Consider the following 7,555-nt stretch of genomic DNA (forward strand, 5'->3'; position numbering starts at 1 on the left):
ACTACGATTAAAGGGAGTTTTTCCATGTCAAACAAACATCTTATTGCAGCAGGTTTTCTAGGTTTATTCAGTGCAGCAAGCCAAGCGCAAGACTTAACTATTACACTTGTTAATTTAACCCAAGGTATTAGCTTTACACCTATTATTGCAGCAGCGCATGATTCTCAGGCGTCTATCTTCCATTCTGCAGAAGCGGCAAGTGAAGAGTTACAAGCCCTAGCTGAGGGCGGAAGCATCGATGGCGTTAATCTATTATTGAGCGGTTATGGTGCTGATATTACGACGAATCCAGCGGGTGGTTTATTAGGCGCCGGTGGTGATACTGAGTTTACTCTCACTAACAGTGACGGCAATGACTACCTGTCTTTAGCTGCAATGATGTTACCGACTAATGACGGTTTTGTTGGTTTAGATAGCTGGAAAATTCCTACGGAGGCGGGGACTTATACTGTACTTTTAAGTGCTTATGATGCGGGCACTGAGGCTAATGATGAAATTATTTCTAACGTGCCAAACCCGATTGGCATTACGTCAACTGGGGCAACAGGTGTAGCAACTGAGATTGGTAATACGAACGTACATATTCATCCTGGTGTAGTTGGTGATACAGATCCTGAAGGTGGTATTAGTGATTTTGATAGCCGCGTACACCGTTGGTTAAACCCTGTTGCAAAGTTGACAGTTGTTGTCGAATAAGGAGGCTTTTATGATTAAATTTACTAAAGTCGCCGTTGCGACGGCAGCCGCACTTACATTAGTTGCGTGTGGTGATGACAATAATGATAGTGTTACCGTGGTGGCAACGCCTGTAGAGTATCAAGTTACTTTAAGCAATCTAACGAACGGTCAACCTATCTCTCCACCTGCATTGATTCTACATAATAGCAGCGCATTATGGACGATTGGTAGCCCCGCTTCTAATGCACTAGAATTATTGGCTGAATCTGGTGATAGCAGCTTATTGCAAAGTAGTAGTTTAGTGACAAGTGTAGCGGTAAGTGCTGTACCTGTTTTACCGGGAGAAACTTCTACGGTGACGATTTCTCATGGTGATCTGGTCAGTTACTTATCATTTGCAAGTATGTTAGGTAACTCCAATGATGCATTTACTGGTCTTAATAAAATCGACTTGAGTTCATTTGCGATTAACGATTCCGTTAAATACAGCACACTCGCCTATGATGCGGGTACTGAAGCGAATACTGAAAGCGCAGAAACAGTGCCAGGTCCTGCTGGTGGTGGTGAAGCTTATAATCCACAGCGTGATGATAATAATAACTTTGTCGCGATGCATGCTGGAATTATTAGTGCAGATGATGGTTTAAGTAGCTCAGTGCTCACTTATCAACAGAAGTTCGATAACCCGGTTATGTCTGTTACTATCACGCGTATCAAATAAACCTTTTTGGTCTGTTTGTTGTTGTAAGCTCTGTGCTTGCTATAACAAATAGGCTTTTTTTATAGTGAGGGCAGCATGGCTGATAGTATTTTAATCGTGGAAGATGATCAAGATATCGCAGAATTGGTTAAAGTGCACATGCAAGATTTAGGCTTGCAAGTCACGCACTGCGATAACGGTGAAGAGGCCATTAAACAAGCCTTAAGCAATGACTTTTCACTATTAATATTAGATATCACGTTACCCGGTTGTAGTGGGTTAGATGTTTGTCGAAAAGTAAGAGAAGTCAAACAAGAGCAAGCTATTTTAATGTTAACCGCACGTACTTCTGAAATTGATAGAGTGGTTGGCCTTGAGTTGGGTGCTGATGACTACATGTCAAAACCATTTAGCATTAGAGAGTTGCAAGCACGTGTGCATGCGCTTTTACGTCGAGTGCATTTATTACAAAATAGTAAACCGCAAGCTACTGATAATGAAACTATAAGTGGGCAAGAAAATAGCGTTATTTGCCATGGCGAGTTGATGATTAACCGTCGTACACATGAAGTGATATTACGTGAAAAAACCATTGAATTAACCTCAACAGAATTCGACCTACTGTGTTTTATGGCGCAGCATCCTAGCCAAGTTTTTTCTCGTACCCAACTCTTAGACAAAGTGTGGGGCTATCAGCATAGTGGTTATGAGCATACGGTTAATTCACATATTAATCGCTTACGTAACAAGTTAGTAGCGGGTCAACCTGAATCAACCAACAAAGTTTTTCCTGCCATTATTCAAACCGTTTTTGGTGTGGGATATAAATTCAGCCCTGAAGGTGTTGCTTGATGATACTCTCTCTTTATCAGCGTATTAGCATTGCGCTAGTATTACTTTTCCTTGCTATTGCCTGCACTTTTACATGGTGGTCTGCAAAGCTTGAAGTGAGTTCTCGCCATGAAGCTGAACAGCGTTTACATCTTCAATTAGCGGAGCATCTAGGTAACGATAACCCTTTATTAAAAGAAGGTGTTTATGATTACCGTGAATTAAAAAACCTGTTCCACAGTTTAATGATTCTTGGGCCAAGTTTTGAATTTTATTTTATCGCACCCAGTGGCAGTATTCTCAGTTATTCCGCAGAGCCCGGTAAAGTAAAACGCGAGCAAATTGATATTGCACCTTTAGTCGATTTTATTAATCATAAAAAATCATTGCCAATATACGGTGATGATCCGCGTAATAATTGTGAAGGGATCGCCTGCGCACAAAAGATATTTTCAGCTGCGCCAATTTATAATGGTGATAATTTACAAGGTTATTTATATATCATTATCGGTGGCGAAAAATATGATTCAATCTTTGCCGATGTGTTGTCAGCACAACATCTTTCACAGTCGTGGGTATTTTTATTCAGTGTGATGGTTTTCTTCTTTTTGGTGTTGATAGCATTATTACGCTTTTTGACTCAACCGCTAAAACAATTGACTGAGAATGTTCGCGCTTTTAAACAGGCTGGATTTGAAAAAAATAAGGTCATATTGCAACAATGGCCAGCGGCTAAACATAATGAAATTCATGAGCTAGGCAGTGCGTTTAATGAAATGGCTGAGCAAATTAATTATCAATTTGTGCAATTACAGGCAAACGACAAAAAACGGCGAGAGATGTTAACGGATCTTTCCCATGATTTACGTACACCTCTTGCTGCTTTACAAGGATACCTTGAAACGATTCAATTAAAAGGGGCTCAACTCAGTAGCGAACAACACCAACGATTTATCGATATTGCTTTTAAAAATGCCAATCAACTAAAAAAGCTGGTGGATCAAATTTTTGAATTAGCACATCTAGATGGCGGGCAAGTTACCTTAGATTTAGAAACATTTCCTTTAGCCGAGTTATTACATGATATTGCTGCTAAATTTCAACATCGCTTACAAGAAAAAGGGTTAACCCTGAATATATCCCCTGAGCAGTGTGAGTTTTTGGTTTATACGGATATCGGTAAATTAGAAAGAGTATTAAGTAACTTAATTGATAATGCGATTAGGCATACCGCAGCAGGTGGGAAAATCACAATACAGGTTGATGAAAAGCCAAATAACAAACTTAATCTATCGGTTATCGATAATGGTACTGGAATTAATGAAAATGAATTAGCCTATATTTTTGATGCTCGTTATCGTGCGAGTAATGCTATTTGTGATAGTAAAGAACATGGTGGGTTAGGATTGGCTATCACACAAAAATTATTACATTTATTGCAGTCTGAAATTAATGTTGATAGCCAGATAGGTAAGGGGACAAGTTTCAATTTTTGTTTGACTAAAATAGGATGATAATAAGGTGCTGAGTTTGCTTATTGATTAGCAATAAAAATGCTTTAGCAGGTTTTCTGAAACGCTTTATCAATTGCCTAAAGGCATTATGAAAGCAGAATAAAAGTACATTTACCGATCGCGAACACTTTGCCATAGATAGCAAATATGAATCTGGGGTCCTAAAGTTGAATTTGATATATTCAAATTTGAAAATGGTGAAATTGTCACGCATTGAGATACGATTGAAAATATCTGTTGTGACTGAATCAGAGTGGAAAAATAATAATGGGAAATTCGGTTGTTAATCTACTTAGTGACTTTCTGGCTCCATTATTGATCCTGTAAAAAATGCCGCTCACATAAGTCGAACGGCTTTTTTAAGGGAAATATTTTTAAAGTTCCCTAAAGACAGGAGTCTATAATTTAACTGGCAAATTGCATAAATTATTTATTTAATTTTTCTTTTGCTTCTTGTACTTTTGCAAAGTCTAAACCCAATTCATCTGTAGCTTCTTTAATTAAATGAGGCTGAGTCATTATTGTCCCCATCAACTGCTTTAATTGTTCTGGAGGAATGCCTAACTCCTGCACAAGGCTGAGTGCCATCATAGGGTTTTGAGTTAATGCTTCAAAAAGTGATTTTACTTTTGCATCACTTACGTTGTGCTCTTTTAAAATTGCAATAATTGGATTCATTGATAACCTTGTATTTTACATTATGGGTAAGTGTATTGATTAAATTATATGGCTTGTGTGTACTATTAACAATATATAATGCTAAGGCTTGTTGTTTGGCTAACTTATTAATTGCTTATTGACTAGTAAGCGCTATTAACACATTGCTCTCTATATTTAACCCCCTACAATAACCTGTATTTAACCCTATCATTTATTAATACATAAGGTGCTTTTCTATGGAAAGTTCATTTCCGATTTTTTCTACTGCTATTTTATTATTTTTTATACTCGATCCATTAGGCAATGTACCCTTATTATTAAGCATTTTAAAAAATATAGATAAGAAAAGGCATGCAACAATAATTGTTAGAGAGATGGTAATTGGTTTAGTCATATTGCTTATTTTCTTATTTTTTGGAGAGCGATTTTTAAGTTTATTTCATCTTCAAACAGAGGCCATAACAATTTCTGGTGGAATTATTTTCTTTGTGATTGCTTTGAAAATGATTTTTCCTAACTCCGATGGTTCAGATCTTTTTGCTACGACAAAAGGTGACGAACCCTTAGTAGTTCCGATTGCGATGCCAATGATTGCAGGGCCTGCCGCATTAGCAACATTGTTAGTCTTAGCTAAAACTAATACAGACCATACTGGTGAATTATTTGCTTCATTATTATTAGCTTGGTTGTTATCGGCCATGGTTTTATTATTCTCGACACAGCTTTATAAAATCCTTAGAACTAAAGGGCTAAAAGCGTTAGAAAGGCTGATGGGCATGTTACTACTGATCATGTCAGTACAAATGTTTATTGATGGGATCCGCTCGTTATTACCGACATTCGCATAAAATGTCATCGTTTCTTTTTAATACCTACTAAACGAGTGAATTTAAATGTTAAAAAGCTTCAACGATAGTTTTCATCGCTTTCGTGTTTTCATAACGTAACGTAGTTTCTTACTGACCGGGTCAGTAATACGACTTTTTAAAGTGAATAAGGTGAAATTGCCTGCCTGCGACTTATTATTTAAAAAGTAACTCATTTATAAAATAGTTCACCTCAAAAATAATTTAGTTTCAAATATATAAAACCGCTACATTAATATTGTTAAATATTAATGTAGCGGTTAGGTTACTATTCTGTGTCAGAACGGAGCAAATATACTTTGTTAAGATCTGATATTTTGATTAAAATTCTCAATAGCTTCCACTACTCTCATTGCTCCATTTTGAATTTCAACTATCGTAATGCCGGCTTCGTTAGAAAACTCTAATGCATTACTTGCTTCTTTTATAGATTGATCAATGGCAGTGATAGCTTCTGACATTTGATGAAGGTTTTCATTTACAACCTTACTTATTTCTTCTGTTGTAGTATTTGTTCTTGATGCTAATTTTCTGACTTCGTCTGCGACCACCGCAAAACCTCTACCTTGCTCTCCTGCTCGCGCTGCTTCAATAGCTGCGTTCAGTGCTAATAAGTTAGTTTGTTCTGCAATGCCTTTCACATTACCAGCTAAATCGCTGATATGTTCAGAGTGTTTATTTAGTGATTTAATACTGTTACTTACAGTTTCCATTTGTTTGGTTAGTTGTTGCATTCCATTAATAGTATCTTGAATGATATCTTTACATTTTTCTGATTGATGGCGTGTTTCTTTAGAAACGGTATGGGCAATTCTTGAGGCTTCAATAGCTGCTTGTTCTTGCTCTATTTGTGATGTGATTAAAGTAGCAAATTTAATGACCTTATAAAGCTCACCTTTATCATTATGTACAGGGTTATAGGACGCTTCCAACCATATTTCTCGGCCTGAACTATCAATGCGTTTGAAACGGTTTGATACATGTTCTCCCTTTGCAAGCTTATTCCAAAATGCCTCATATTCTGGCGAGTTCACTTCTTCAGGATCACAAAATATTTTATGATGTTTTCCTTTTATCTCGTTGAGACTGTAGCCCATCCCCCCAAGGAAATTTTTATTAGCGGTAAGTACTTCACCTTTTGGCGTAAACTCAATTGTAGACATAGAGCGGTCTATGGCTTCTAGAATATCCTGTTGTTGACGAGAGTTTTCAATGGTTCTGGTTAATTCAGCAGAGAGGACGATGAACGAGCTTAAAGAGTCTTGATGGTTATATACTGGTTCTAACATCGATCTTAACCATGTTTCTTGACCATTGTTTTTATTCGCTTGAACAGCACCATGCCAATTTTTGCCAGATTTCAATGCCTGAGTAAGTGCTTTGAAATGGTTGGTATCACGATAATAAGCTGGAATTAAATCAATAAAGTATTTGCCAACAACATCTTTGCCTGTATAGCCTAGCTCTGATTCAACCATTGCATTAGTTTCAGTAATTTTACCTTCACTATCTAATGAAAACCGTATCATATCTTCATCGAGGCTATTACTTATCTGTTTAAGAAAATGTAGTTCTCTTTTTAATTGTGCGTTTTCCTCTTTTAATGCCTTATTCATAAACATAATTAGAATATCCCTCTATCAATATGATTTTATAGTGGTGTTTATTGCATTTATTTGAAAAGATTATTGGTTTAAATTAGTGTAGTAGGTTAATTCAAAAGTAGTAATTAATTTTTAGAAAAAATGCTTTTTAGTGAAAAGGTGCACATAACCTTGTTAAGGTGACATAAGTATTAGTAAAAATTACTTGATGTATTGTCGGTTGTTATCTTGTTCCTGTTATCGATATAGAAGTAGTCCTTAGCTGATTTTAGATACAAAAAAGCCAAGCTAACTGCTTGGCTTAAATAGAAAAATTATTTAATTAATCATTAATCATTAATGAATAATTAAGAAAAGCTTCAACGATAGTTTTCATCTCTTTCGTGTTGTGGGCATAGACGTAGTTTCCCGTTTCTTACTTATCGCAAAGTCAAAAAAGCCAAGCGAGTGCTTGGCTTAGATAGAAAACTTATTTCGTTAATATTTAACTAATTCTCATCTAATAATTAAGAAGCTTCAACGATAGTTTTCATATCTTTCGTGTTTTCATAACGCCACGTAGTTTCTTACTTATCGTAGAGTCAAAAAAGCCAAGCGAGTGCTTGGCTTAAATAGAAAACTTATTTAATTAATTATTAAGAAGCTTCTACGATTGTTTTCATGTCTTTCGTGTTTTCATAACGCCACGTAGTTTCTTACTTA

General features: G+C 36.3%; 7 protein-coding genes and 1 pseudogene. 5 read left to right on the forward strand and 3 right to left on the reverse strand.

Translation table 11 applies throughout. The annotated features are described in order from the left end of the window. Positions 1 to 24: 24 nt before the first annotated feature. The 4 genes from H5084_RS03285 to H5084_RS03300 all read left to right on the forward strand — a co-directional run bounded on the left by H5084_RS03285 (position 25) and on the right by H5084_RS03300 (position 3,723). Positions 25 to 696 carry a spondin domain-containing protein gene (locus tag H5084_RS03285; protein ID WP_028868388.1) on the forward strand — a complete coding sequence of 224 codons (672 nt, stop codon included), beginning with the start codon at positions 25 to 27 and terminating at the stop codon, positions 694 to 696. A 10-nt stretch (positions 697 to 706) separates the two neighbouring features. Then, a complete protein-coding gene (locus tag H5084_RS03290; protein WP_182689522.1) occupies positions 707 to 1,399 on the forward strand; it encodes a spondin domain-containing protein in 693 nt (230 codons plus the stop codon). Between the two features lie 75 nt (positions 1,400 to 1,474). Further along, on the forward strand, positions 1,475 to 2,230 hold the full coding sequence (locus tag H5084_RS03295; protein WP_182689523.1) for a response regulator transcription factor: 756 nt from the start codon (positions 1,475 to 1,477) through the stop codon (positions 2,228 to 2,230). Beyond that, positions 2,230 to 3,723 (forward strand): cell wall metabolism sensor histidine kinase WalK, encoded by a 1,494-nt coding sequence (locus H5084_RS03300; RefSeq protein ID WP_182689524.1) that lies wholly within the window; start codon positions 2,230 to 2,232, stop codon positions 3,721 to 3,723. Before H5084_RS03295 ends, H5084_RS03300 begins: the two co-directional genes overlap by 1 nt. Positions 3,724 to 4,149: 426 nt before the next feature. Here the strand turns inward: H5084_RS03300 and H5084_RS03305 are convergent, their stop codons facing one another. Further along, positions 4,150 to 4,401, reverse strand: a complete 252-nt coding sequence (locus H5084_RS03305) for a DUF2999 family protein (protein WP_028868383.1) — start codon at positions 4,399 to 4,401, stop codon at positions 4,150 to 4,152. Positions 4,402 to 4,619: 218 nt separating this feature from the next. Between H5084_RS03305 and H5084_RS03310 the strand changes: the two genes are divergently transcribed. Then, a complete protein-coding gene (locus tag H5084_RS03310; RefSeq protein ID WP_028868382.1) occupies positions 4,620 to 5,231 on the forward strand; it encodes a YhgN family NAAT transporter in 612 nt (203 codons plus the stop codon). 320 nt (positions 5,232 to 5,551) lie between these two features. Here the strand turns inward: H5084_RS03310 and H5084_RS20010 are convergent, their stop codons facing one another. Together H5084_RS20010 and H5084_RS20015 are read right to left on the reverse strand one after the other, a co-directional pair. Continuing rightward, the gene (locus tag H5084_RS20010; RefSeq protein WP_245600390.1) at positions 5,552 to 5,983 is read right to left on the reverse strand and encodes a methyl-accepting chemotaxis protein; all 432 of its coding nucleotides are present in this window, start codon (positions 5,981 to 5,983) and stop codon (positions 5,552 to 5,554) included. 108 nt (positions 5,984 to 6,091) lie between these two features. Further along, positions 6,092 to 6,871 (reverse strand): annotated as a pseudogene (locus H5084_RS20015) (PAS domain-containing protein); the annotation flags it as partial. Positions 6,872 to 7,555: the final 684 nt, after the last annotated feature.

Source organism: Psychromonas sp. SR45-3 (assembly GCF_014163575.1).
Taxonomy (GTDB): domain Bacteria; phylum Pseudomonadota; class Gammaproteobacteria; order Enterobacterales; family Psychromonadaceae; genus Psychromonas; species Psychromonas arctica.

Coding starts and splice junctions, on each gene's coding strand:
- H5084_RS03300 (WP_182689524.1), top strand. CDS start 2,230: ATGATACTCTCTCTTTATCAGCGTATTAGCATTGCGCTAGTATTACTT.
- H5084_RS03310 (WP_028868382.1), top strand. CDS start 4,620: ATGGAAAGTTCATTTCCGATTTTTTCTACTGCTATTTTATTATTTTTT.
- H5084_RS03285 (WP_028868388.1), top strand. CDS start 25: ATGTCAAACAAACATCTTATTGCAGCAGGTTTTCTAGGTTTATTCAGT.
- H5084_RS03295 (WP_182689523.1), top strand. CDS start 1,475: ATGGCTGATAGTATTTTAATCGTGGAAGATGATCAAGATATCGCAGAA.
- H5084_RS20010 (WP_245600390.1), bottom strand. CDS start 5,983: ATGCAACAACTAACCAAACAAATGGAAACTGTAAGTAACAGTATTAAA.
- H5084_RS03305 (WP_028868383.1), bottom strand. CDS start 4,401: ATGAATCCAATTATTGCAATTTTAAAAGAGCACAACGTAAGTGATGCA.
- H5084_RS03290 (WP_182689522.1), top strand. CDS start 707: ATGATTAAATTTACTAAAGTCGCCGTTGCGACGGCAGCCGCACTTACA.